The organism is Enterococcus sp. DIV0901a (assembly GCF_051711525.1).
Taxonomy (GTDB): domain Bacteria; phylum Bacillota; class Bacilli; order Lactobacillales; family Enterococcaceae; genus Enterococcus_B; species Enterococcus_B faecium.
On sequence record NZ_JBIOMW010000003.1, the window covers coordinates 18,723 to 43,994 of the forward strand.

A 25,272-nucleotide genomic window follows, 5' to 3' on the forward strand; every position below is an offset into this window, starting at 1 on the left:
ACTGTTTTTAGTAGAAACAGTCCCCTTTTTTATGCCCAAAAAGCTACTTGATATTTAAACCATCTTTACTTAATCTTTTCAAAATTTGTTGTTCCTTTTATCAAACGATATTGATTTCTACAATTGGAACACTGCCATATATATGTGTCATAATAATGACCATTCTTTCGACAATACTGGTGCTTTGCCAGCTCAGAACAATCACATCTGATATAAGTAGGTGGCCAACAATGTTTTTGGTTAAATTGATTAATAGGAATTTGATATCTTCCCCAAAAACACTCTCGATTTGAAAACATCAATATTCTCCTTTCACTTATTTTTCAAATTCGATAGAAACTTTTCTACTAGAAAATGGTGATCGTATTAGTTCTATTGTTCGTGGATAAATATGATTATCTTCTGAAGAATATGAAAGTTGCATGGAGTAATTCTTTTTCATAAAGCTTTGAGTAGATTTTTTTTTTCAAAATCATCAATTTTATGTTGCCTTTTTAGTGTCGATAGCTCCTGATTCAAATTTCCGTCAAATAAATAATCATCCATACGAATTGCTGAGAAAAAAACAGCTAAACATAAAGCAAAAATTAAACTGATTTTTTTGTAGTTTTTCATAAATTATTTTCCTCCTTTATATTATGACAAGAAGGAAAAATTCTTGTCATAACACTTATTTTTAACTAATTCAAAGGTCGGAGTTTTTATCTAATCCTATCTCCTGATAAAAGTTTGAATATTCGTATTCTTTGATATTTTCTGATAAAAATTTAGGTTCAAATGTTCTTTCATCAATCACAATTTCAATTTTTTCTTTTACGTCCCCTTCAAAAACTGTCGCATTTTCGCTTAGAAAATTATCAAACCAGATAATTCTATTCTTTGTAATACTAAAATAATTTCTAATTCCATCTGTCGTCCAAAAACAGATTACTTTTGAATTTTTCAATGATTCAGGGAGTTCAAAAACCTCCAAATCACGTTCGTCGACAATTGCTACATCAGAATCAGGAATCAATAATATCCCATCATCAGTAGCTTCTAATTTTCTTAATATTTCTTTGATTGAGTAAGTTTCTCGCATTTTCTTTTTCCTCCAATCAATAACTTATGATTTTATTATACTTTATAAAGTTAACTTTGTAAAGTATAATATTGATTTTTTTAACCTTATAAAGTATACTTTATACAGAAAAAAGGGGAGGTGCTTACAAATGGAAAAAGAAAAATTTTATGATATTTTAGATAAAAACCCTGAGTTATTACGAGAGTATTTACAAGATAACTTACTAACGAAAGACGAAGCACCCATTTATACACAACAGACTCAAGCAAGCTTCGATACCACTGCGAAACTTAATTCTGTTATTCAACCATTCTTTTCAAAACAAAAAAACGGACGTACTACTTTTAAGCTCTATTTAAAATCAGAAATGATCGAATATGGAAAAACAAGAAGAAGAATGCATAAAAAAGAAGACTGTAAATAATACAGTCTTCTTTTTATACATTTACATTCCCATTTCTATTTCTTCTTCACTACTTTTCTCGATAGAGTAGTTCGTTTCTTCGTCTTCCATAATTTCTTCATCTGTTGAATGCCTATCTGTTTTTTTGCTTAGTGAACATTCGATTTCTGTATTAATTCGAGTTTGTTCTGCTACCTTCTCTTTTAATTCCTCTTCTTGAGGGAAGGACTGACCAAGTTGTTTTTTAGCTATTTCTAACTTTTCTTCTGTTTCCTTTAGTTGTTTTTGTTTTTCTAATACCTGTTCAGGCAATTTTTGGACAACATTTTCAATTCGACGAACCATGCCAATACCTGCTTGTGGATCAATCAACGTTGTGTATCGTCCACCTTCAGACTGCAACTTCATTTCAAGCTGTCCATATTGCATCTCACTATGTTTTAAGAAAATACTAAAACCTTGATAAGCACCCACTTCTATAAATTCTTCAGAACGGTTATAAGTTTGACACAACTGTTCAAGTTTTTGCGTAGCTTCCGTTCGAGAATCATAAGTCATGTTCATTAATTGAACTTGAAATTCATTATTGGAATATTGTTTTGACAATTCGATATCTTTTTCCAATTGAGTGATTGATTGTTTAATTTCTTGTATTTTTTTCGGATAGTTTTGCTCTACCTTTCTTTTTAGACTCTCCTGTTCATTTAAGAAAGCAGATTGTAACATTCGCAAACGGCTAATCTCATTATCCAGTTTCATCTTCTCTGCAATCAATGGATTACCTGTTGCTAATGCCTTAACTTCTGAGGCATCTAGTACCGTTTCAGACAATTCATCAACACTTCGAGAAATAGCTTTACCAGACATCACTTGAGAGATATACGTTTGCTTTTGTTCCTGGATCTGCCACAAAAAGCTATCAAATGTTCCTTTGGTCACATAACGGAAGATTTGAATTTCTTTATTTTCATTGCCTTGTCGAATGATTCTTCCATCACGTTGTTGGATATCTGAAGGACGCCAAGGACAATCAATGTGGTGTGCCGCAATTAATTTGTTTTGGACATTCGTTCCTGTCCCAACCTTACTTGTGCTTCCCAACATAATGCGAATCGAGCCTTTTCTCATTTTCTCAAACATCTCTTCTCGTTGCTTGTCATTTTTCGCATCATGGATAAATACAATTTCTTCTTCAGGGATTCCCTTATCCACCAACAACCGTTTCATTTCATCGTAAACATTAAATTTTTTAGGAGTTGGAGTACCAGAGTCAGAGAAAATCATTTGTGTAGAATACGTGTTTTTCGTTTCCTTCCAGATCGCAAATACTTTATTGGCACAAGTAGCCAGTTTCGTTTTCTTCAAATCTTCAGAATCATATTTTTCTGGGTCATAATCTTCAAGCAAACGTGGATCTAAAGCCATAAGTTTGGCTTCATTCGTGATCTTCAACATATTATCGACGTCTGGAGTCACTTTTCTTTCTCGTATCGCCATTGCCCGATTCCCTAATTCTTCGACTTTATCTTTTTGATATGGAATTGGCTCAGTAACAACGATTTGAGCTTTTCCTGTTTTTACTTCAGGCACAGGAAGTTTCAACATATCAGGCGTTTGAATATCCGCAACCAAGTTGAACATGTTCATCAGTTCAGGCAAGTTATGGAATTTGGCAAAGCGATTTTTCATTTGATAACCACTACCTTCAGGATTAATCTCTAAAGAAGAAATAATCTCGCCAAAAGTTGACGCCCATGCGTCGAAATGACTGACACCATATGCTTCTAATACATCTGGCTGAAGATATTTCTGCATCGTAAACATTTCAGACATTGAATTTGAAATAGGTGTCCCTGTCGCAAAAACAACTCCTCGTTGATTATTTTCTTCTAACAGATATTTGACCTTCATTTCCATATCGCTGGCACGTAAACTATTGGAAGCGTTCACTCCTGCCACATTGGATAATTTCGTATAAGAATAAAGGTTCTTATAAACATGCGCCTCGTCGACAAATAAGAAGTCCACTCCTAAATCTTCAAAATAAATCATGTGGTCTTTCTTGTCTTGTTTATTTAATTTCTCAAGTCTTTCGTTTAATCGTTTTTCAAAAGAAATCATCTGTTTGATTGACCAAGATTCTTCTTCATTATTCATTTGATATTCCGCCACTGCTTCAGAAACTCGATCAATTTCTTCTTGTAACATTTTCTTTTGTCGCTCTGGAGAAAGCGTGATTTTTTCAAATTGACTATGACCGATAATGACTGCATCATATTCTCCTACGGCAATTCGAGAAACAAACTCTTTGCGTTTGCTTTTCTCAAAATCTTTTTTTGTGGTAATCAATACTTTTTTGGCAGGATAAAAGCGCAATAATTCTGTCCCAAAATCTCCCACTAAATGATTAGGCACAACGTACAATGGTTTCTTGATTAGTCCATGTTCTTTCATCATCATTCCTGCTGTAATCATGGAAAGTGTTTTTCCTGCACCTACAGAATGTGCCATTAACGCTCTTCCTTCATGTAAGATACGAGCAACCACATTTTGTTGGGCAGGACGTAAGGTGATTTTTTGATTCAGACCAGGAAATTCTAGTTGGCTGCCATCATAAGTCCTCGGCACAATTCGATTGAACCGTTCTTCATAGATTGCGTGTAATTCTTCCAATACCTCACTATGATTCATTACCCAACTTTTAAAGGTTTCTTGTAGCTCTTCTTGTTTCGTACGTGCATACATCGTCTCTTTTGGATTGAGTTCGTATCGTTTCTTACCGTCATCATCAATCACTCGATCTCGTACTTCCACTTTTAAAAGATTTAAACTATTTTCCAAAATCAAATACGCATTTGCACGCTTTGTCCCATATTTATTGGTTGTTAACGCATTTTCGTCTCTACTTTTTCCACGAATAAAATACTTAGAAGCATAGGAATCATACTCTAGTTGAATAATTCCATTTCTCTGCATGTATTGAGGCGTTTCAAATAATTCATACATAAACGATTGATAAATTTCAGTTGGAATCCATGTAGCTCCTAATGAATAGTCAATATCTCCAGCTTTTAGTGGTGTTGGTTGTGATTGTTCAAGTGCTGAAACATTTTTTTGAAAAATTTCTGGATACGATTCAATCGCCAATTTTGCTTCTGCTAATTTCTGTTTCACATCTCCACTGAGATATTCTTCACGTGTTTCCCAAACATCACCATAAATATCTCCCTGATACTTCGTGGGATTGATAAAAATTGAATCCTCTAATTCGTCAATGATTGTTTCTTTATCTTTTGGATAAATAGAAACCATATAATCAAGATCCACTTTCATTTGACGATTAATTGATAATTGTAAAGCTTCTTGGGCTGTCTCCACTTGAGTGATTTCTTCTATTTGTCGAATTGTCGCACGAAAGAAAATATCGTCCTTTTGGACTGTTCCATCCTCTTGAACAATTTCAATCGCTTTTAGTAGTGGACAATACTCGTCACGACTAAATACTTTCCATAACTTATCAATCGAACCATACGACGATACAAATGAATCATAGCGATCATTAAGCTTATTTAACGCAAGCTGAAACTCTTTCTGTGAATAATCTATACTCCGTTGTATTTCAATCACCGAAATCAGAGCTTCTTTGATTTCGACTAACCCTTTAATTTGTTCTGTTGCTTTTTGAGAACCGGAATATTTTTCAATCTCTCCAGCATTATTGTAATATACTTCATTATTAATAATGCCATAGTTAAATAATGGAATTTCTGCTTTGGATACTTCTGTCTCTTTAGAAGTTAGCTCAATCGTTTCTTCTTTTGTTGAACTATTTATTTGACCATCAAAATTCAAGAAAGCTTGATTTAAATGATCAATTAAGTCTCCTTCACGTGGTTTGACAGTTAACGTTTGACCTCTGAAATTCTTGATAGCTAAATCACCTAAGACCATCTCTTTGTGACGAATAAAGTAATTATTCATTATCACTTCTGGTATTTCTGGATCTGTGCCATCAAAGACCCAACTTGGAGAATACTTTAATTCTCGCTCAGAGTTCTTCTGGAAGAAAAGAATATCTGTCACCACATCTGTTCCTGCAATTTTCTTAAAGGCATTGCTTGGTAATCGAATAGCACCTAATAAATCAGCTTTTTCAGCATATTCACGTCTAATAGAGGAATCTGATTTATCCATTGTCGACATCGACGTAATAACCGCCACAATTCCGCCTTCTTTTACGCTATCAAGGGCTTTTTTGATAAAGTAATCGTGAATCGAATATTTTCTAGAATAGTTAGTATCTTCAATTTTGAAATTATCAAAAGGAATATTACTAATCACTAAGTCGAATTTATTCTTATTTAACGGAGTCTTTTCAAACCCTGTAATCTCAATGTTGGCATCAGGGTGTAATTGTTGCGCAATCTTGCCAGTGATTGGATCTAATTCCACTCCATAAAGCGTAGAATTTTCTCTTATTGTTTTTGGCATAGCAGAAAAGAAATTCCCTGTCCCTGTCGAAGGATCTAAAATTGTACCTCCTTTAAAGCCCATTGATTCAATTTTTTGGTAAATGGCTTGGATAATACGTGGATCAGTATAATAAGCCGTTAACACGCTTTCTCTAGCTGCTCGATAGTCCTCTGCAGATAACAAGACTTTTAGCTGATTTCGTTCACTTAAATATTGATCATCACGTTCATCAAAAATCGAAGCCAAACCACCCCAACCAACATATTTAGCAAGAATTTCTCGTTCTTTGTCGGTAGTTATTCGACCAGGTGTCTGGCTGATTTCTTTTGATAACCGAATCGCTTCAAGGTTTGCTTTAATTTTATCTCTTGTTTTGCTTGGATAAAATTGAGCAACGTCTATATTTTCAAAAGAAAAACCAGTTGCTTTATTCCGAGAGAATTGTTCAAACATCGTTTCATCATGATTGATTTCTTTATTTCTTTTTTCTGTTTTCAGAATAAATGCGACTTCAGTTCCATATCCTTCAGTTACAACAGGTTTTTCTTCCGTTTCTATCTCTTCTAAATCAAATAGCGTTAATTCCTCTGCTTCAGTATCCATTTGACTTAACTCTTCTTTAACTGATTCTTCTTTTTTTGATTGCACAAGTTTAAGTTCTTCTTCAGTTAGATACTCATTTTGACGAATTAACAAACCGATACGTTCCTCAACTTCCGACCATTTCATTACACGTTCATAGTCTTCATTATTGATTTTCTTAATTACCGTAATTCCCTTGCCTGGACGACAATCCATCATCGAAAAAGAAGAACCCTGAATATCTAGAGTAGAACCTGACCAACCATATTCTTCTTTTAAAAAAGAAACTCTTTCCTTTTTGGAGAGAGTTTGTTGGTATAAATGGTAGATACGTATTTTTCCACCTTCAATGCCTGATCCACGTCTCAATATGTTGTTTAGTTCTTCCTCTGTAAAATCCGGAGTAATTTCTTCGTAATCAGGATTTTTTTCAACAAAAAAAGACTCCGAAGATTGTTTTTCTTCCAAGTCTTTTATATCTGAATTGAAATTTCCATCTATAGAATCTCGCTCATTGCGAGTTCGATTGCTTGTTCCCGATATTGTGATAGAATCTTCGCTTTTTCTTCGAAGTTCACTTGTTGAGCTGGCGTTAATGGATTGGCTTTCTCCAGAGCTTCCATCAATTCGGTTGCTCTGTCCCATACCTTCTTGTCGATCTCGTGTCCCCACTTCATTAGTTCGCCTTCCATCAACTTGATTTGATATTCCACTGGATTTTCTTCCTGAAGCTTGTCGACGGCTATTTTCCCAAATCTCCCTAGTGGTTCGTTGTCTGGATACTCGATTTTCGGAATCAATTGTCCTGTCTCGTTCTCGTAATATTCTAAGTTCATCTTCTCGCTCCCTTTCTTTTTTATAGACTAAAATTTCTTTACTAAGAAATTGATTGATTTTATTGGCGTTTGTTAGAATTTCAACAAATAAAGAAAAATTTTGTAACTGAGTCAGTTCTGTATCTTTTATTTTTGGAATTTCAACTCCTAAACTCTTACTTTTGGCTAAAGATACTCCTAAATCTATAGACAACCGACGAATTATTGGATCAGCATTTAAATCAATTTGTTCATCGATTTGATCTTGAATTTCTTGAGAAAAGAAGAGCGCCCATTTTTCATCATTAAATGTGTAGTCAGGAAACCGAATCTCTTTTCCAACGGTCTGAGATACATCAAAAAAATGACTAATAATCATACGGTTTTGCTCACGATGAAGTACCGTAATAGCTTTCTCCCCTTTTTTTACATATCTACCTAAGGATTTCCATGTATCAAAGTCTGCAATATAAGACGCATGTGGCTTTTGACCATGAATAAAAAGTTGACTTGTTAAATCATACTTATGCAGTAACTTAATTTGATTAAGAAATTGCATGAAAGATTCAGGATCAGTTGTAACTTGTTGAAATGCTTCTTTAAATAATTGTTTTAAGTTTTCTTGTTTTTGATTGTTCATGTTTTCTCCTCCCATAAAGATAAAAGAAGGAGGAGCGGATACGCCCCTCCTTAGAAAAGGCGTACCCTTTTCTATTCAGTTTTTATCAAAAATCAATTTCTAATGAATAATCTAAGATTTGTTTCACTAATAAAAAGTCTTCTCCTCTTAATCGATCTATAAACTCTTTACTCACAATTCGTTCAGTATCAAAACTATGAATCTGTGTCGCATTTATTCTTCCATGAATCTTATATCCATGCAATGGAATATAACCAGAAAAATTATTTCCTCCTGAAGTAATTGGACACACAATAATATAATTCGTTTTACGATTATACGCATTGGAAGAAACAACCAGGGCTGGGTGCTTCCCCCTCATCTCTCTTCCAAAAGACGGCGTGAAATTCAACCATATAAGGTCACCTTGTTGCGGTTCATACATCCTTTTCTATCTCCTCCTGAGCTAAAAATTGCCATTCCTCATCTTCTGCTTTTTGAAAAGATTCATCTGATAAAAATGGATTTTTAATTTTTGGTGTAAAAATCAATCCACCATTTTTTGATTTATAGGTGACATACTCTGTTCCTGCTTCAACTTGATATTGTTTAGGAATTGAAATAGAGATTGAATTACCAACTTTTCTAGCTGTTACATGAATCATTCTGCATTCCCCCTGTCCGCCAAATATTTTACCACGTAAAATTAGATTTTACAACGTATTTTATCTGTGCTTACACAATTAAAGGTTATGCTCAATTGCATATTCCATTTCTTCATATGCTCGTTGATTCAAATAATGTTGAAGACTCCGGTCGCAACTTTTTCTTAGCTGATTCATTATCTTTTTTAATTCATACTCTTGGTTCTTTGGTTGATATCCGTTGTATCCTATTCTAGTTTGAACTTTAGATTTAGGTCGCTTAGATTCAATCTCATCATTTTTATTTCTCTCATGAAGTGGCAATTCTTCTGTTTGGCTAATGTCATAAACCAAAATTTCCATAAATTCTATATAACCCATTTCATCTCTTCGTGGCGCAACAATTCGTATACCATTTGAAAGTTCATCTTCTTTTACTTTGCGATTTTTCAATCTCCATTGCTGTGAACCATATACCAGAGTTGCTTCAGAATATTGTTCTAAAATTCGGCGCTGATTTCCTCTTGAAAAAGCATCTAAGTTACTATTTATTTTTTGTTTATCTTTCTTATACGAAACAGATTGTTTATCTTTTGAATCTGAAGAATATTGTTTCTCTTCATCATCTGAAAAAAATTGCTTATCTTCTGAACTGGAAAAATTTAGTGACTGAATGTCAGGCTTTTCTCCGCTATGAAATACTCTTCTTTGTTGTAACTTTTCATGAGTAAATACAGATACAGGTTCAAAAAAGATATCTCCATCTTTTTCTCGAATATACATCGCACGTTTGTTCTTCCCATTCAACTTCTGTTCATATTTCATTTGTTCAATCACTGAAGCTTTTCGTTCCTCTAATGTTTCATCTCGTTTTTGAAAATAGTCAGTTAATTGACTCATTGCTTCATCTATTTTTTTAGAAGTTTCTTCCTGAATAAATAATGACTTATTTTTTTGTTCGTGCATACTATCAGTCTCGTCAAAAGAAACAGATTCTAAAAAATCGTCATTGATTTCTTGGTATTCTTTATCAGAAATAGCTATAGATTCCTCCATCTCATCAGGAATCTGATCTTCGAGTGATTGTAAATCATTATATGCTTGATAAACTTCTTCTGATTGAAAGTTTTCTAATGAAGCGTCAGGTAAATCCGTTCGAATACAAGCCTGTTCTAATCGTAATTGCTCAATATCATCCGTACTTAGACTTCCCATTACTCGACCTTTTTGTTGTTGCTTCGCATACATTAATGCTTCTTTTAAAATAATATTTCCTATCCTCGCATACAAACCTTCTTTACCATAAATTTGATTATGAAAATAAGTCGGTTTATTTCGTGGATTGCCATAAGCTTCCTCATATTCGTCTGATACTTTTTGTAACAGTGGTAATAATCTTTCCATTGTTTTTTGACCATCTGTTTGTAGAAATAGATTCACTATTCGATCTAATTCTGGTTTGAAACCATGACGTTCTGCATAACCATATTTCCAATAGTTTTTCTTGCTAGGTAGCTTTTGATACAAATGTTCAAACAATTTTTCATATCGACCAGATAAAAAATCAGTGGAATGCTCTAAAGCAAGATTTTTTTGTTTTGCCAACAATTCTTCCATTTGAACCAACTGGTCTTTATTTTGTATTAGCTCATTCACAAATGTTCGTTTCGCAAAGTTGACATTTTTCTGTTTGAATTTTCCTTTAAATTGCCACCCTGTCTTTTCAATATCTGTCGGGTGTTCATAATAAATCCATTCTCTCGTAGGAAACTTTTCAACATAACCCACATGAATATGAATATGTCCTGTATTGTAATGAATAGCGGCAGACCATTCCCCTTTAAGTCCTTCTTTTTTTTCTAAAGATTCTACAGAAAGTCTTATCGCTTCTATCAATTTTTCATGATCTAATTCATTCGTTTTTTGATCTAAATATCCTTGTTTAATCAACCACTCATTACGAAAACTATAAACGATTGACCATAATGGTGATTCATTTTTTTGTGCTTCTGTAAAATATTCTTTTAAATATTTTACTTCTTCTATAGGTGCTTGGTCATGTCTTCGAGTAAATAGACTAGACGTTTTTAAAGGATCGTTCATGTAATCATTATAAGTCGCAAACATGGTCTCGCCAGCTCCATCGATTGCATTATAACTACCTGCTCGATTCTGATCAGAATATAGATTGTATTTTTGAAAATTTTCGTTACGAACCGCTTCACTTCGATCCATATATGAGAGAAATTCAGCATATGCTTTACTACTAGGAAGAGTAAACGCAACGGTCATAATAATACCTGCAGTTTTCTTAGTCATTAGTCTCTCCTAAGATAATATTTTGCCTTATGATTGGCAGTTGTAACCAATCCTTTCTTCTCACGTTTATAGGCTTTCCTCGCTTCCATTAATGTCACCGATTCTTCTTCACGATAACCTGGTAGATTTTCGGAAAGTAACCAATTATCTGTCAGCCTTAACGTCAAGTTAGCATCTTCTTCAATACGCTTTTGACTAGCATATAATTTTTTTAGTTGGTGTAAAATCTCATCTTGAGTCTCTCTCTTTTCTTCCGCATGACGCTCATAAAAAGCGATAAGAAAGTCGAGTACATCTCCTTCATTTTTATTCATTGAATCGGAGTAACCTTTTATTTTTTGGATCGTTTCTTCTGAAACATAATAATTCTTTTTGCGTTTTGCCATAAATAAAAAATTCCCTTCTAACTTTTTGAAATTAGAAAGAAATCTTTTGACTTGGAGAAAATAAAATTTTGGAAAAGTCATATGCTATAATTAAATTGCTGTCTTCCTATTTGGTTGAAATCTTCAGCCAGAAAGGAGGGTGTTAAATGTTTTATATGCTTGACGTTTGTTTTAGAATTATGGTTAATGTGGTATCACACCTCATTAACAAATGGCTAGATTCTAAATTCACGAAAGACAGCTAGCCTGTTCTCTAAATTAACATAGAGAATAAAGAAAAGAGCCTTATGCAGGTGCAACTGCTAGGGCTCTTTTTTGGTGTTAAATGTTTTATATGTTTGCATAATAATTATAGCATACACTTCAAAATCAAAGCAAGTTTAGAACATAAAAGAACCTTACGCAGGTGCCACTGCTAAGGCTCTTTTCTTGGTATTCAATAAATTTTGTGTTTGCACAATGATTATAACATACATTTAAAATTTTAAACAAGTTTCCATTTCTGAGTGATTCATTATATGCTTGACATTTGTTTTAGAGCTATAGATTCTCACCTTATTTTTGACAATTGATCTTCCAGTTTAACTTTATTTTTCTCACCAAACAGTCAAAAGATTTCCCATAAAATTTTGTTCCAAACGATCTCATGAATCGTCTGGAACAATAAAGTAATTTTCTAGTTTTGAAATCTCATAATCGGAAAATTGTTGCGCCAAACTGTACATAAAATCTTTCTGCTGAATCAACAGTTGTTCTTGCAGTCCTTTGAGAAATTTTGTCTGTTCACTAATCAAATTTTTGTACCGTATTTCCGTCTCCATTTGGTACTCTTCATAAGCTACTTTTTCTAAAATTTCTCGCAACATTTCGTCCCGACTACTGTACCCTTTTCTCTTCGCAACTTCTACTAACTTTTTCTGTATTTCTATCTCTACGTCACGTATTTTCATGTCTCTTTTAGTCACATCGTCACATCCGCTCTATTTACACTTTTGTTATTTTATTTCTCTTTTTATTGAGTCAGTTCTTAGCACTCACTTAAACGTTCCTGTTTGTTGTATGAGCATAAGGGGAAATGGGGGACACACAAGGTGTCCCGCCTTGCAGTGCAAGGCTTTCCCATGGGTCCCAAAATTACAGTTTGTCACCCCAAATTCGCCCCTTTTCGCCCTAGTTTCGCCCCGACTGTCGCCCCAAATTCATCCTTATTCGCCCTATCTTCGCCCCGACTGTCGCCCTGTTTTCGCCCCAATCTAAAAAGGGATTAATTTGTTTTTTCACTCTGTGCTTCTCGGTTCTTTTCAATCAGTTTTTGGCGTTTTTCTTCTAACGATTTTTTGGTCTCATTTAATTCTTTTATTTTATCTTCGTACTTCTGTTTTTGAGACTCTAGTCGTTGATTCGCTCGCTCATATTCTTCTTTTTCTTCACCAGTTTTGTACTCAAGTTCTTCACGATTTTCTTCTATTTTTTGGTCAATTTTTTTCATTTCTTCTGTTAATTCTTCGATTGTTTTATCCGCTTCATTTCTAGTTTTTAAAGTCTGTTCAATCTGTTCTTGAGTCATTTCAATCACATATTCTTGTTTTGATTTTTTCTCCAAATCGTTTGTTTCTTTTACTTTTCGATAATCAAAATTAAAAGTTGTTTGGAGTGTTTTTTCCTCCTGCTTAGTCGAATTTTCTAAATCAAAATCAGCTAAATCGGTCTCTACATAACCAAAATCAACGACTAATTTTTTCCAATCTACCGGAATGTTTTCAACCTGTAAAACATAATAATTATCGTAAATTTTCATCAAATGCGACTTCAATTGTGTCTTGTTTTTTTCTTCCGAAACAACCGCTTGAAATTCTCGATTCGTATTTAATTGATCTCCTTCAACTTCAAAAAGAAACTCCCCATAATGACTCGAAGGATTCACTTTTCTCGATAAAACTTGTACATTAATTTCGCCAATTTTTTGTGTACTCATTGTGCCAGTCCCACTGTCAATAATTGGACTATCATCGACAAAAATATCTCTTGAAAAGAAGAAAAAGAAATAACCCACAATCGTTAAAATAAAGAGAAAAATATAAAGCCGAGAAGAAATTTTCTCGACTTTTTTACTGAATTTTGATTTACTTCTGCTTTTCGATTGGACTTGTTCACGATAATCGAATATCTTTTCTTTTAGTTCTAAAATTTTATCCAAAGTATCCCCCTCTTATTCTTTTTTTGTATCTTTTTAAGAGTAGAAATCCTCCACATTAATGTAATCATCACTAGTTGCTGTCCACTTAAATCCTGTTACTTTCCAAACATTGTTTTCGTCTTTTTTCAACTCCACTCGGTTCAAAAATTGTTCAGGAAAAACGTCGCCATCCCCTATTTTTGCCTGTAAACTCAGAAATGCCATAACGCTTGCTTTCCCATTTACTGCATGTAAATCAGTGTAATATTTTTCTGATACAACTTCTTGTACAAGCACATTTGAAGCATGTTGTGTCAACCATCCTGGACGATATTTTTCACTGTTATTATCAATAGTTAACTTTTTGAGTTCAGCTAAATTTTTATCGACATTTTCTGTTGTTGTTTGATAATACAGTGTTAAAAAATCAGACGCAACTGCCTGAATAGCTTCTAATTCTCTTGCCGTTCGTGTATCATTTGGCAATCCTTCATAGCTATTTTTTTCTGCTTCTTCTTTGATTTGAGCTGTTGATTCTTTCGTTTTTATTTCCTCTTTCAACGTTTCAATTTGTTGGTCTTGACTAGCAGTTTCTTTCTTTTGAATAAAAGGATTAATCAAATAAATAGTTGCTACTATCCCAACCAGAAAACTAATACTAACTAACAATATTTTCTTTCCTAGATTCAATTCAATCACTCCTTATTGTATTCCTAAAACTCCTTTAGGGTCGATTAGATTTCCTCGCGATAAATCCGTTGACTTAGCAATTTCTAAGTGTAAGTGCGGCCCTGTGGAGTCACCAGTACTTCCTATTTTTCCAATGACTTCTCCTTGTTTCACTTTCTGACCAGCTTTCGCAATCAATACTGATTGATGTGCATAGAGACTCACTTTTCCATCATCATGTTGAATAACAATATGATTTCCCCAACTATAATGATACTCAGATCGGATCACTGTTCCAGAAGCAATTGCTTTAATAGAACTACCTGCTGCATTGGCAAAATCAAGACCTCGGTGAAATTCAGAACCACCTGTGAGTGGACTACCTCGCCAACCAAATGGACTTGAAACAACTGGATTATCTACTGGCAAAATGTACGAAGAAGAACCACCTTCAGAACGATTACTTTCAGTATTTTCGATATATTGATAAACCAAATCAGCATAAAACATATTTCCATAAGCATAGCGCCAATTTCCTCTAGAACTTGCAATAGGGTTCGTATAAACGACTTTCTTACCACCTGCTTGTTGACACGCAAATTCCGCTCCTGCTTCAAAAGAATAGCTCTTATTATTCTTACTTAGCCAATATAAAAAACCTGCACCATAATTGTAAGATTGAATGACCGCTTTCTTATCTGTAACGTTTAAATTCTGAGCTGATTCTAAACAAGATTTATAATAAGCGACCCCTTGTTTGATGGATTGCTCTGGACTTGTAAAAGCATTTGGTGCTAGACCTGCACTCTCTGAACTTTGCATAGGGTCTAACCCTTTCCCGCCTGATTCGACCATCATAATTGCCAAAATAAATGGGACTTCATCAGGAATCCCATTTATTTTAGCATATTTTTCGACAATACTTTTTAGTGCTAAAACATCTTCTGAAAGGTTTGAATTAGTACTTATTTCGGATTGTTGCTGAGTCTCAGAACCACCTAATAAAACAATGACTGATTGTTGAATATATTCAATCGTCGAAACGGTTATCCCTATTATTCCTCCCCCGACTAAAACAATGACCAAAATTTTCCACTTCCATGAACGAATCATACAGAAGCCTCCATTTGTTGCCTGATCTTTTCCGTCCACAGCGCTTGTGCCAAATGTTTTTCTTTTAGTTTTTCTTGCCGACTAGCTAATTGACCAGTCTCTTTCAACTCTAATATTTCATTCCAATCCCCATTTTCTAAATCAGGCAAGAATAAAGCTAACTTAACCCTTTCATCGAATTGAGAGTCTTCTTTCTTCTTTAAATAATCTTGATGAATTTTTTCAATACATTCTCTTCCACGAGTATCATTATTCAGTGCTAAAACAACTTGAACTCTTGGCGCAAGTAGATAATCTTGTAATTTATTGACTGTTGCCCACATGGTTTCTTCCTTCAATCCAGATAAAGATAAAAACCAAGAATTATCTGGTAAAGAGTCTTTAGTCAGTTCATATAATGACATCGACTCAATGGGACTTTCCGTAACATATAACGTGACATCTTGTTTATAGGAACACTCACATCCAAATAAGAAACCGTAATTATCCTGGCTATTCAAAGCTACACCTTTAAAATATTTTCTTTCTAATTCTAATTTATAGGGATTGTTATAGTTAATTCTTTTTTCTAACGGGCGTTCATACGTTCCTTGTACATCTGCACCTACTGGTTTACCAAAATTTCCATAATCTAAGCCACTAAATCGAAAAATAATATTGTTTCGATTGTCACTAGAAATCAACTTTCGTTGTGCTAACATATTTATGATTTCTTCAGATAAAAAACGACTTTTTAAGTATTTTCTCCCTTTTTCTGATAACTGATTCGTATCATAGTTGCCTGTTTCTGTTAGCTTTTCAAGTGAAAAATCAGGCTTTTTGTTTTTAGCTATTGTCTTCTCTTGTTCGTTCCATTTCTGATTAAATCTTTGTTGCACACGTTGATATTTTTGAAAATCTAACAAGGATTGAACGACTTGTTCATAGGGTTCGTTAAAAAATTGCATGGCAAAATCAATCGAATTGTTCCAAGAAGTAAGCCCTCTTGAATACCAATTGACTACACCCGTTTTGATATTCGCACGCAAACTATCATGTACTGTATGTTCTACAAATTTACTACTAACCACATCAAAATCTTCTCCCCTTGCTAACATGTACTTAAACATATTCGTTCGTCTAGCATAAGCAATTTGTTTTTCCGTAAATACATCAATAGCTGAAGGCATTTTCTTTCACTCCTTTAGCACTTTTTAAGCAAAAGCTGAAAAAATTAAACGTAATAAAAAAATGAAAAGAACAACGAAGAAAAGTTTTTTGCTTCGTGTTCTTTCCATTTTTTCAACGGGTCTTCCCCAAGTAATCAGCTTTCCAAGATCAATCGCTTTTTTTACCCCTTTTTTTATCTTCTTTGATTTTAATTTTATTTTTGGAGTTGCCATATTATAATCCTCCATCGAATAATTTCTTTTCAATATCTGTTAAATCGAATTGAAATTTGATATTTTGTGCGCCCTTAATATTTAAAAGAACATCCCTTTCTTCAAATTTCACAATATCATCAATATCATATTTGCTTAATTGCGCACCAAATACCTTTTCTAAGAGGTTACGTGAAGATTCATCTTGTTTGAAAATAAAACGATAAGTCGATAATTTAAAGAGTTTAGAAACAACTGTTGATATAGCGCCCATACGCCCTGTATCAGGTGAGTAATCAGGAAAGGCGTCTGAGATATCATGAAAGATATAAGTCTGCCCTATCAACAATTTACGTCCTTCTCGACTATATTTATCTAATTGATTAATCAACTCTAAGTTCCCTGTACGAATCGGATTGTGAAATTCATCAGAAGTAATATTGGTATAAACGAGTTCATCGACTCTTTTTTGTTTTCGGTCAAATAAATATTTTTCCCTTTGCCCAACACGTACAGCTTCACTGAAAGCCGCCGTATATAAGTTGTAGTATTGTGCATTGTAAGTAGAAGTATCACTTTTGTTTAATTTATCCATATCAAACGTAACAAACTGTTTATCCTTAAAATCAAAAACAGATTTTTGATTGAAAATATCTCCTGCGTCAGAAATAAACGATTCCATACTTTCAATCAATTTATAAAGCTCTTTTTTTTCAAACGGTTCGGATTCTTCGTTATATCTTTTTTTAATATAAGTTAATAAATCACCATAGATAGGATATTGTTCCGGTTCATATTGCGTAATACGTTGAATATCTAAGTGGTTCTTATCAATATATTCAAGGTATCCTTCATTGAAGTATCGTTTTGCCTTACTCATAGTGACACTATTATTTGGTAAATTCGACGCCATTCCAAAAACTAAACGCATTTTCACTAAATTTGTTTTAAAGGACTCTTCTTCCAATGTCCTTTTCGTTTGTGCATCTACCTCTGAAGCAAAAATTTGACAAGGATTCATCACAGCCTTTCTTCCATCTAAAAATGTACCACCCATATATTCTGTTAATCGTTTCGTTTCATCAGACATATAAAAACCAAAATGATTGTTATTCATTTCAATCGCTTGTTTTGCCATCTTCTTGTCGGCAGTGGTCTTCCCAAATCCTTGACTTCCAATAATCATCGTAGAATATGATTTTCTAAGATTATCTTTATGGAATCGATTAAATGCGACAATTCCTGACCCATACAAGGGATAACCTGTATATAGTCCATCCGGATCAATATGATTGGCATAGTTGAATGCATAGCTTGCGGCTAGAGCTGTTCCTTTGATTTCTTTCCCCTTTCGCCTTACAAACTCATGCCCTCGTTTATGGGAGACAAATGTAGCTTTGAATTGACGTTCATGTTCATCTAAAAAACAAGACGCTTGAAATTGTGATTTTTTCAGTTTACGGTGTACTTCTTGTTCTCTAGCATCTAATTCCTCAATCGTAGGCTCACAAAGAATATAACGAACATGAATTTCCTTTAACAATTCTGTAGAATCAAGCACATGTTCGACTGTATCATTTAATTTTTGATATTCTTTGATTGCTTTCTTCCTAGAAATCTTATCTTTGGAACTTTCTATACGATCTTCATACTCTCCCAAACTACGATTTAAATTTTGCTCTACCATCGGATTAGAAATATCAATCGTATGAACATCCACAGTAGTTGTGACATTCTTCATTAAAAAAACTCTTTCTCCCCAAAAATTAGGATTATTTTTTGGTCGATAAACAGTTAAATTTAACGTGCGTATATAGCCGTCTGAAATTTGCAAATCCTTAGAAGAACATGGACGAATCCCTCCTAATGGTTGAATTTGTCCGATAAAAATAGGATCATACCCTTTTTTATCGACAATTTTTTGAATTGCAGGATCTCGTCCTGTTTTATCAGTTTGTTGATAAGGAATACCTAAAGGTAATGGTGACAATGGATTATATCGTCGGAAAAGTAACTTGATTTTCTGTGCCAACGTCATTGGTAATACTCGAAAATTTTGACTCTGAGCAGTTCTTATCTCCTGGTCAACTTCTTCTAGAGACTCTTCATCTTCCCCAAAAACTTGAAGATACACCGTATCAATCAAACGATTATTATCTAAATATTCTAAGGTCTCTAATGACTTTTTCTGTTCATTTTGAACAGATTTGGGAACTGCACGCATTTTGAATCGTCGTTTCGCATAATCAATATTTTCAGACATATCTAATGGAAAACTCGTAAAGATAAACTTAATATCTGAATGAATCGACCGTAAAAATTGCAAAAAGCTATCTAGGGCTTCTTGCTGTTGTTGCAAACTACCTCTTCGAGCAGAAGCGTCCTCGATTCGATAAAAATTCGTTACTCCCTTATCCAGTGCAATACACTCTTCAGAGATTAATCTACGAAAAGGCAAAAATTTCAACACCGTTTTTTCATTTTTGATTTTTTTTACTTTAGATTTCTCTTTTCTTTTATTTTTAGTTTCTGGTTCATGTACTGGCTCTGCAAGTAATTTGTCGGCATCAATCACAAATAATCCTCTCCTTCAATCATTGAATCTTCTTTTGCTACTTCTTCTTCCGTTCCCATGACCATATCAATTCGTTCTTCCACATTGAAATCAATCCGATCAATCGAATGATAGGTTTCTCGATTATTTGTTAGGATAAAATATAAACGATGGTAGTTTTTCAATTGCTTATTTCCAAAACTAGGAAATAGCCAAAAAATTCCCATCAAATTCACAAAAAGAAAAGCGAAAGTACTTAGTGGTCGATAAGTTCTTTCTTGTAATCCAGTTGCTAACTGAAAAATAATAAACATACAAACGGCATCTTGAGCTAAGATTTTCCCTACAAATTTTGCTTTTGTAAAAATTTCTTCTTGAATGTCATGTCGCAAATTCTTTCACCTCAAATTAAAAAAGAGAGAATATCATACGATTCTCTCTTACTCATTATGATTGTCATTTTCTTGATTTTTCCTTTCTTTTAACCAGTCACGTACATCTTGACCAAACTCCTTATTTCTATTGTATCTATCTACCTGTTGACCAATATAGCTTTTCCCTTGATTTTCATATTTTGAACGATGAATCACTTGATTCATACGTTTCTTAAATGGATTAGGAGTTTCTGGAGACGTCGTATTTGTATCTTGTGAATCAGAAACTGAAAACTCATTTTTCTTCGTTGAATTTGAAAAGTCCGATTGGTTAGAATGAGACGAATCATTCGCTTTATTCTTATTTGAATCAGAACTTTCTGTTTTATTTTGGTTGTTTTTTGAAGTGTTTTTATCATTTTCAACGTCATCTTCTTGATTAGTTGAAGAAGTAAATCCATTGTTTTTATCTGACTCATTTTTATCTTTTGATTCATCAACCGTCTCTTCAGTATCTGAAAACTCAGAAAAATCATTTGTGGTGTTTTTAGGCTCTTCTTCATTTAAAGTATCTTCATCAGTTTCTTTATCTTGGATACTTACTGAAGACTCATCCTCTGATACATTTTCATTTTCTGTATTTTCATCTGGTATATCTTCTAATGAATCGCCATTATCTTCAGATTCTTCTTCATTTACCGAGTCATGGGTATCCATTTCATTTTCCTCTGTTTCAGTCGTTTCGTTTGATTCGTTTTCTGGTTTTTCATCATTTTCGTGATTCGTTTCTGGGTCTTGCTCATTTTCTTCTTTATGATTTTTTTCCTCTTCCATTTCAGAGTTCACACCGTTATCTTCGCTATTTTTCTTTCCATCAGAAAATAGACCTGAAAGGAATCCAGCAGTACGAACAGTACTATTAGCTACACCTTCTACTGTTCCTTTCGCTAAATCAGTTGAACCTTTAATAGCTTTTGCACCACCTGCAGTCATTAAAAAGGCACCTGCAGTTGATAATCCTGCATCAATTCCTAATGTCTTTTGAATAATTGCTGGGCCATCATAAATAAACCATGCACCTGCAATCAATCCAAAAATCTTAGTTAAATAAGAAACATCTGGTTGTTGGAATATATACGTGTTCCAGTTGATAAACACGTAATACATCGTAAAAATAGATAGTAATAAAATAAAGCCTCCTAAGAGACTCATCAATGCCATTTTTAATTTCTTAATGTCTCGAATACTAAAAAAGGCGATCACATTTGCCCAAATATAATCAAACGCCATTTCGATAGAGACTCGACAAGCTCTTAAAATGGAAATAATCATCGCAAAACTTAATGCTAATAACGTACCAATAGTAGCTACCCAATCGACACGCCATCGATAATACGTTTCTGCAAATAGTTTTTTTGTGATCCAACCAAAAATCCCACCACCACCATCTTCTAGTTCAACCACTTCTTTTCCTTCGCCCCCTTTTTTATCAACCAATTTATTTTTTAAGGGGTCTCCATTATCTCCATCTGGAGCTTCTAATACTTTTTCGTTGATATCAAAATTATCTCGATCTTTTAAATAATTCGGGGGATCTGGAGTAGTGGTTGTCCATCCATTATCTGCTAAAACATAGACATCGGTCAGATTGTCTTTAAATGTTTTAAATCCTAATTCTCCTTGTTCTACCTTTAAAGAATCTGTTGTAGAATTAACAATCTTAATGCCATCTCTCATCATGCCTGGTAACATCAACGTGATAATTAACATCATTAAGAAGTTTAAAGGTACTTCTCTTGTTTCGGAAGTTTTCCCAAAAAATAAAACAGCACCAATTAATAATATGCTGATTCCTAAACCAAATTTTTGGAAATTCCCCAATGTACCAAATAATCCTTTATCACCCATAGATTCCGTATTGTAAAAACCTAAGAATTTGGTTGTTTCATACAAAATACCACTAATATGGTCTACTACCCAAAGTAAAACAGAAACAATCCAATCTAAAAAAGAGCGTGCAATATCTCTAATCATCCCACTAATATGGAGGTAATCATTAAACTTGGTTAGAATATCTAATAGCTGTTCATTGCTCATAAATGACCACCTTGCCATTCTTTAAATTGTTGAATACACAAGTTCAATAATTTTTCGTCTCCGTTAGACACTAAGAATGAAAATAAGGAATCTAATGTTCCTTCTGCCACGATTTGATTAAATTCATTAAATGCTTCTGGAACATTAAAAAGAGAACCTTTCACTAATTGACGAATCTTGCGAATCTGATCCTTTGAAAAAACCTCAGAGATACTTCGCTTACGAATCTCTGCATGATAAATCTTTTCTAATGCTCTCGCCTTCTTTTCCTTCATATTTAATTCTTTTTGTTCTTGTGTACCTAAATCCTTAATTGATTGAATAGCCATTGGCGTTTCCTCCCTTCTCTTTGGTTTTTGATAAACCGGAATATCAGGAATAATTTTTTCTTCCTCTGCCTGATATTCTTGAATTTCTTCAGGCTCTAATGACCAAGCTAAATCCCTTAACTCTACTGCCATAAATTCATTATTGACAGGTATTTCATCCCATGATACTTTTTCCATTTTCCGAAATTCATAAAAGGGAATCATATGAGTATCATTCTGACGTGTATTATAAATCGGATACTGATAAATCGGTTTTCCTTGTAAATCAGTATGTTTGTTTCCTCGCAAAATAATCGATTCTCCAATTTGTGTTCGTTCTAATTCAAAAGAAGCCATCAAATCAATTCTTTCCGAACTTTCTGTTTCTGTTGATTCAATAGACAGAGGGCTTCTATGCCTTGTTTTAGAATAATTCGAGCGTTTACCCAAACGTCCTGCAATATATTGATTGGTTTTATCTGAAGCTGTACGAATATAGGTCAGAATCCCTGTACTACCAATAATCGTATCTTTCGTATCTTCACTATAAAGCATGGATAATTGTTGTAAATCTTGTAATACCAAATGTAAAAACAAGTGTCGACTTAATCCAGACGTCCATTTTCTTGATAAATCTCGAATCGGAACACCTAAGTTTCCCCCTTCTTCTAAAATAAAGTGAACATCACGATAACATTGCGATGAAGTTTCTAAATTACAACGATTCAGTAATACTTGATAAATTTGGTCGAGATACATCACACCTAAATCATTATTAGAAGAATCTGCGTCACTCATCACAATGAAAACTGCGGTTGGCTGTTCTCGGTCAAATCCTATCAGTTCCATATCAAATCCGTCATCAAAAGCGGTCATTTTCGCATTGGCAGACATAATAAAAGGCTCTAAGTCGCCGTCAAAATGAGTAATAATATTTCCTAATGTGACGTGAGCAGGAGCAGAAGCCATGATTGCGTCATAGAAACGAGCTGCGGGGTGTTCTCTAGGTAATTCTCCAAAGAATACGTCTAGCTCACTTTTTCCATCATAGTCAGCCAAAAGCTTCGCTAAATGTTCCTCAGAAGTCGCATATTTTTTCAAAAAATCATGACTTTTTTCTTTAATACGTCTCTTTTGCATTTCATTTACTACTGTATAAATCGTATAAGGATTTACTTTTAATGTTTCCCCACGATCGTATTCTTGATCTGCTAATGCCATCCCTACTGATTTAAATAAATTACGACAAGCTTTCGTCCAAAAACCACCATCTTTTCCCTCATTTACTTCTTTAAAATACATATGAGCAATTTGACTAATCATTTTTTCTGCATTTGCCAATTGCTTTTCTGCTTGAATAGAGAGATTCAGTGCCTGATCTTCATGCCCTTTTTCTTTTTCTTGAATGGATTCTTCCCTTAGACGTTTATAATGCTTATAATAATGATTAAAGACCCCTAAAACTGGCATGGGATCAGAGTAAAATTGATTGACCGTATTTGCCACTCTTATACGATAACCACGTCTTTTTAGCGTTTTGTACCATTTACGGGGTTCGTCTCCTTTAGTGGCTGTCATTACAAAAGAAGCACGATTAGCAATCAGTCTAGCTCTTGTTAAGATATCAATGAAAGGATCAACAAAATAAATTCCTTTCCCTTGTCGTGTCCCTGCCAATGTAATAGAGTCCGAATCACTAGTGTCTACATAATAATAAAAGCGATTCAATCGTCTATCTTCTTCTGTTTGCGGTTTCCTTCCCACAGGATAACCAGGTTTACCATCAAAAAAGTCGTCCTTGTCAGTGTTCATATGAACAGGTACAAGCTCGTATTGTTTGTCCATATTTTCTACTGTTTCAAATTGCATTGTGCCTTGAACAAGATCTTCTTCTAATGGGCGAAACGACGTATATAGCTGATAGCTCACTTTGGCTAATACAGCAATATTAATGACAGATAAAATCATATACAGTAAAAGGTTAGAAAAAATGGAGTGAATAATTCTTATCTTCCAAAGTGAAAGTACCTCAAAATCCCATAAGGATTGACTGGTTAGCGCAAAGAAATTTTCTACAAGCCACACTTCTAAAATCAGTAAACAAAAATAAGCAATAATCGATCCACTAATCAGCAATTTTTTATTTGATAAAAAGCGTAGTGGATTTTGTTTTCCTTTTTGATAGTTTTTTTTCTGTGATTTACTCACTTCTTTTTTTCGCTTCATGAGCTTTCACTTTCCTCTATACCTAAATTTTTAAATTTACGTTCCCAAATTTCTTGATTAGTCGTGTCTTTTTCTGCTTTATAATAGTCAACCATTTCTTTATAAATAGCTGCTGTATCAATCAATTCCTCCAAATTTTTGTCTCTTAATTGTTTTTGTATTTCTTTAGCTGCATTAATATCTTGATCTTGTAAATAAGCAATCGCTATTTTTTTAGATAATGTTTTACTTTGAATCTGTTTGTTAATTAGCTCTGCTTCTTTTTTATTACCCAGTTCTAAAAATGCAATAGCTAACATCATTTTTCGTTCATCAGTCAAATGAGAAACATCTGCTTTTACTACTTTCTCCCATTCTTGATGATTAAACGCCAACTCAAATGCCCCTATTTCCGTTGGATATTTTTCTTCATATTCTTCTAACTTTTTGAAAGCATGATTTTGAGCTAAAAAATCCGCAATCTCTTCTTGACGTGAAGGAACTTTTTCCGCAATTTCTAAATAGTTATCCAATGTAATTTCTGTCTCTTTATTAAAATGATCGCCAGATACAATGGTTTGATTACTTTTATCCGTATTGAAAAAAGTCTTTTTCACTCCAATCCCTATACCTAAAACCAAAAAGAAGAAAAGAAAAATAAGACCAATGCGTTTCAGCATTGGTCTCATTTTTTCTAAATGAAATTCTACTTTCTTTAACTTAGGGAAAGAAATCTTAGGATACTTTCTCTTGATTACTTTTGAACTTGAATTACTTTTGAAATTAGAATTATTAGCTTCAGAAATTGGCTCATCATGTATAGCTTGCCAAATCTCGTCTTTCTTTAATTCTGTAATGCTTTTATTTTTAACTAATAATTCTAACTTTTCTTCTAAATCTTCTTCAAAAGTCTGCAAATGTTTCTTTTTATGATAGGTTCCTTGATAAATCGGCTCTCCTTCAACGATTAATAGTTGAAACTTAATGTATTCTCCAGCTTTCATTGCTTCAGTGATTTCAAGAAACTCATCATAAGAAAATAAGGTCATTGGCGGTTGATTTTCAAAAACAGAGATATTTGTCGTTAGAATCTCCACTTCTACAGCCATCA

Annotated in this window: 19 protein-coding genes; 1 reads left to right on the top strand and 18 read right to left on the bottom strand. The window is 33.7% G+C overall.

The genetic code is table 11. The annotated features are described in order from the left end of the window. Nucleotides 1-438: 438 nt before the first annotated feature. Together IGL70_RS13945 and IGL70_RS13950 are read right to left on the bottom strand one after the other, a co-directional pair. Entirely contained in the window at nt 439-615 is a 177-nt protein-coding gene (locus tag IGL70_RS13945; RefSeq protein ID WP_162781605.1) for a hypothetical protein, read from the bottom strand. A 70-nt stretch (nt 616-685) separates the two neighbouring features. Continuing rightward, nucleotides 686-1,081, bottom strand: coding sequence for a hypothetical protein (locus tag IGL70_RS13950; protein WP_113793238.1), 396 nt, complete (start codon nt 1,079-1,081; stop codon nt 686-688). Nucleotides 1,082-1,211: 130 nt separating this feature from the next. On the opposite strand from IGL70_RS13950, the gene IGL70_RS13955 reads away from it, so the two are divergent. Beyond that, nucleotides 1,212-1,487 (top strand): hypothetical protein, encoded by a 276-nt coding sequence (locus tag IGL70_RS13955; RefSeq protein WP_104880670.1) that lies wholly within the window; start codon nt 1,212-1,214, stop codon nt 1,485-1,487. Nucleotides 1,488-1,508: 21 nt separating this feature from the next. On the opposite strand, the gene IGL70_RS13960 is transcribed toward IGL70_RS13955, so the two are convergent. The 16 genes from IGL70_RS13960 to IGL70_RS14035 form a co-directional block, all read right to left on the bottom strand. Continuing rightward, nucleotides 1,509-7,976, bottom strand: coding sequence for a helicase-related protein (locus tag IGL70_RS13960; RefSeq protein WP_104889514.1), 6,468 nt, complete (start codon nt 7,974-7,976; stop codon nt 1,509-1,511). Nucleotides 7,977-8,061: 85 nt separating this feature from the next. Further along, nucleotides 8,062-8,400, bottom strand: a complete 339-nt coding sequence (locus IGL70_RS13965; protein WP_081123657.1) for a type II toxin-antitoxin system PemK/MazF family toxin — start codon at nt 8,398-8,400, stop codon at nt 8,062-8,064. Beyond that, on the bottom strand, nt 8,393-8,620 hold the full coding sequence (gene mazE / locus IGL70_RS13970; RefSeq protein WP_071856366.1) for a type II toxin-antitoxin system PemI/MazE family antitoxin: 228 nt from the start codon (nt 8,618-8,620) through the stop codon (nt 8,393-8,395). The genes IGL70_RS13965 and mazE overlap by 8 nt, the downstream gene beginning before the upstream one ends. Nucleotides 8,621-8,698: 78 nt before the next feature. Next, the gene (gene mobP2, locus IGL70_RS13975) at nt 8,699-10,918 is read right to left on the bottom strand and encodes a MobP2 family relaxase (RefSeq protein ID WP_113844060.1); all 2,220 of its coding nucleotides are present in this window, start codon (nt 10,916-10,918) and stop codon (nt 8,699-8,701) included. Then, nucleotides 10,918-11,304, bottom strand: coding sequence for a hypothetical protein (locus IGL70_RS13980; RefSeq protein ID WP_129160175.1), 387 nt, complete (start codon nt 11,302-11,304; stop codon nt 10,918-10,920). The genes mobP2 and IGL70_RS13980 overlap by 1 nt, the downstream gene beginning before the upstream one ends. A gap of 644 nt (nt 11,305-11,948) precedes the next feature. Next, nucleotides 11,949-12,269, bottom strand: a complete 321-nt coding sequence (locus IGL70_RS13985) for a hypothetical protein (protein ID WP_205224430.1) — start codon at nt 12,267-12,269, stop codon at nt 11,949-11,951. Between the two features lie 299 nt (nt 12,270-12,568). Beyond that, complete coding sequence (locus IGL70_RS13990) at nt 12,569-13,501, bottom strand: hypothetical protein (RefSeq protein ID WP_081123653.1); 933 nt, start codon at nt 13,499-13,501, stop codon at nt 12,569-12,571. A gap of 33 nt (nt 13,502-13,534) precedes the next feature. Continuing rightward, nucleotides 13,535-14,170 carry a hypothetical protein gene (locus IGL70_RS13995; RefSeq protein WP_104889498.1) on the bottom strand — a complete coding sequence of 212 codons (636 nt, stop codon included), beginning with the start codon at nt 14,168-14,170 and terminating at the stop codon, nt 13,535-13,537. Nucleotides 14,171-14,182: 12 nt separating this feature from the next. After that, the gene (locus IGL70_RS14000) at nt 14,183-15,262 is read right to left on the bottom strand and encodes a lysozyme family protein (RefSeq protein WP_104889499.1); all 1,080 of its coding nucleotides are present in this window, start codon (nt 15,260-15,262) and stop codon (nt 14,183-14,185) included. After that, complete coding sequence (locus IGL70_RS14005; protein WP_104889500.1) at nt 15,259-16,431, bottom strand: DUF3991 domain-containing protein; 1,173 nt, start codon at nt 16,429-16,431, stop codon at nt 15,259-15,261. Before IGL70_RS14005 ends, IGL70_RS14000 begins: the two co-directional genes overlap by 4 nt. Nucleotides 16,432-16,455: 24 nt before the next feature. Then, complete coding sequence (locus IGL70_RS14010) at nt 16,456-16,644, bottom strand: hypothetical protein (protein WP_086325187.1); 189 nt, start codon at nt 16,642-16,644, stop codon at nt 16,456-16,458. Between the two features lies 1 nt (nt 16,645). Then, a complete protein-coding gene (locus IGL70_RS14015; protein WP_104889501.1) occupies nt 16,646-19,198 on the bottom strand; it encodes a trse protein in 2,553 nt (850 codons plus the stop codon). Further along, on the bottom strand, nt 19,195-19,569 hold the full coding sequence (locus tag IGL70_RS14020) for a DUF5592 family protein (RefSeq protein WP_081123648.1): 375 nt from the start codon (nt 19,567-19,569) through the stop codon (nt 19,195-19,197). Before IGL70_RS14020 ends, IGL70_RS14015 begins: the two co-directional genes overlap by 4 nt. A 48-nt stretch (nt 19,570-19,617) precedes the next feature. Then, on the bottom strand, nt 19,618-21,648 hold the full coding sequence (locus IGL70_RS14025) for a pLS20_p028 family conjugation system transmembrane protein (protein WP_104889502.1): 2,031 nt from the start codon (nt 21,646-21,648) through the stop codon (nt 19,618-19,620). Further along, the gene (locus tag IGL70_RS14030; protein ID WP_104889503.1) at nt 21,645-24,182 is read right to left on the bottom strand and encodes a type IV secretory system conjugative DNA transfer family protein; all 2,538 of its coding nucleotides are present in this window, start codon (nt 24,180-24,182) and stop codon (nt 21,645-21,647) included. The genes IGL70_RS14025 and IGL70_RS14030 overlap by 4 nt, the downstream gene beginning before the upstream one ends. Further along, nucleotides 24,179-25,270 (bottom strand): hypothetical protein, encoded by a 1,092-nt coding sequence (locus IGL70_RS14035; RefSeq protein ID WP_104889504.1) that lies wholly within the window; start codon nt 25,268-25,270, stop codon nt 24,179-24,181. The genes IGL70_RS14030 and IGL70_RS14035 overlap by 4 nt, the downstream gene beginning before the upstream one ends. Nucleotides 25,271-25,272 lie beyond the last annotated feature (2 nt).

Excerpts from the sequence above, each read along its gene's own strand:
- IGL70_RS13945 (WP_162781605.1), bottom strand. The coding sequence starts at position 615 with ATGAAAAACTACAAAAAAATCAGTTTAATTTTTGCTTTATGTTTAGCT.
- IGL70_RS13950 (WP_113793238.1), bottom strand. The coding sequence starts at position 1,081 with ATGCGAGAAACTTACTCAATCAAAGAAATATTAAGAAAATTAGAAGCT.
- IGL70_RS13955 (WP_104880670.1), top strand. The coding sequence starts at position 1,212 with ATGGAAAAAGAAAAATTTTATGATATTTTAGATAAAAACCCTGAGTTA.
- IGL70_RS13960 (WP_104889514.1), bottom strand. The coding sequence starts at position 7,976 with ATGAACAATCAAAAACAAGAAAACTTAAAACAATTATTTAAAGAAGCA.
- IGL70_RS13965 (WP_081123657.1), bottom strand. The coding sequence starts at position 8,400 with ATGTATGAACCGCAACAAGGTGACCTTATATGGTTGAATTTCACGCCG.
- mazE (WP_071856366.1), bottom strand. The coding sequence starts at position 8,620 with ATGATTCATGTAACAGCTAGAAAAGTTGGTAATTCAATCTCTATTTCA.
- mobP2 (WP_113844060.1), bottom strand. The coding sequence starts at position 10,918 with ATGACTAAGAAAACTGCAGGTATTATTATGACCGTTGCGTTTACTCTT.
- IGL70_RS13980 (WP_129160175.1), bottom strand. The coding sequence starts at position 11,304 with ATGGCAAAACGCAAAAAGAATTATTATGTTTCAGAAGAAACGATCCAA.
- IGL70_RS14000 (WP_104889499.1), bottom strand. The coding sequence starts at position 15,262 with ATGATTCGTTCATGGAAGTGGAAAATTTTGGTCATTGTTTTAGTCGGG.
- IGL70_RS14005 (WP_104889500.1), bottom strand. The coding sequence starts at position 16,431 with ATGCCTTCAGCTATTGATGTATTTACGGAAAAACAAATTGCTTATGCT.
- IGL70_RS14010 (WP_086325187.1), bottom strand. The coding sequence starts at position 16,644 with ATGGCAACTCCAAAAATAAAATTAAAATCAAAGAAGATAAAAAAAGGG.
- IGL70_RS14025 (WP_104889502.1), bottom strand. The coding sequence starts at position 21,648 with ATGAGCAATGAACAGCTATTAGATATTCTAACCAAGTTTAATGATTAC.
- IGL70_RS14030 (WP_104889503.1), bottom strand. The coding sequence starts at position 24,182 with ATGAAGCGAAAAAAAGAAGTGAGTAAATCACAGAAAAAAAACTATCAA.
- IGL70_RS14035 (WP_104889504.1), bottom strand. The coding sequence starts at position 25,270 with ATGGCTGTAGAAGTGGAGATTCTAACGACAAATATCTCTGTTTTTGAA.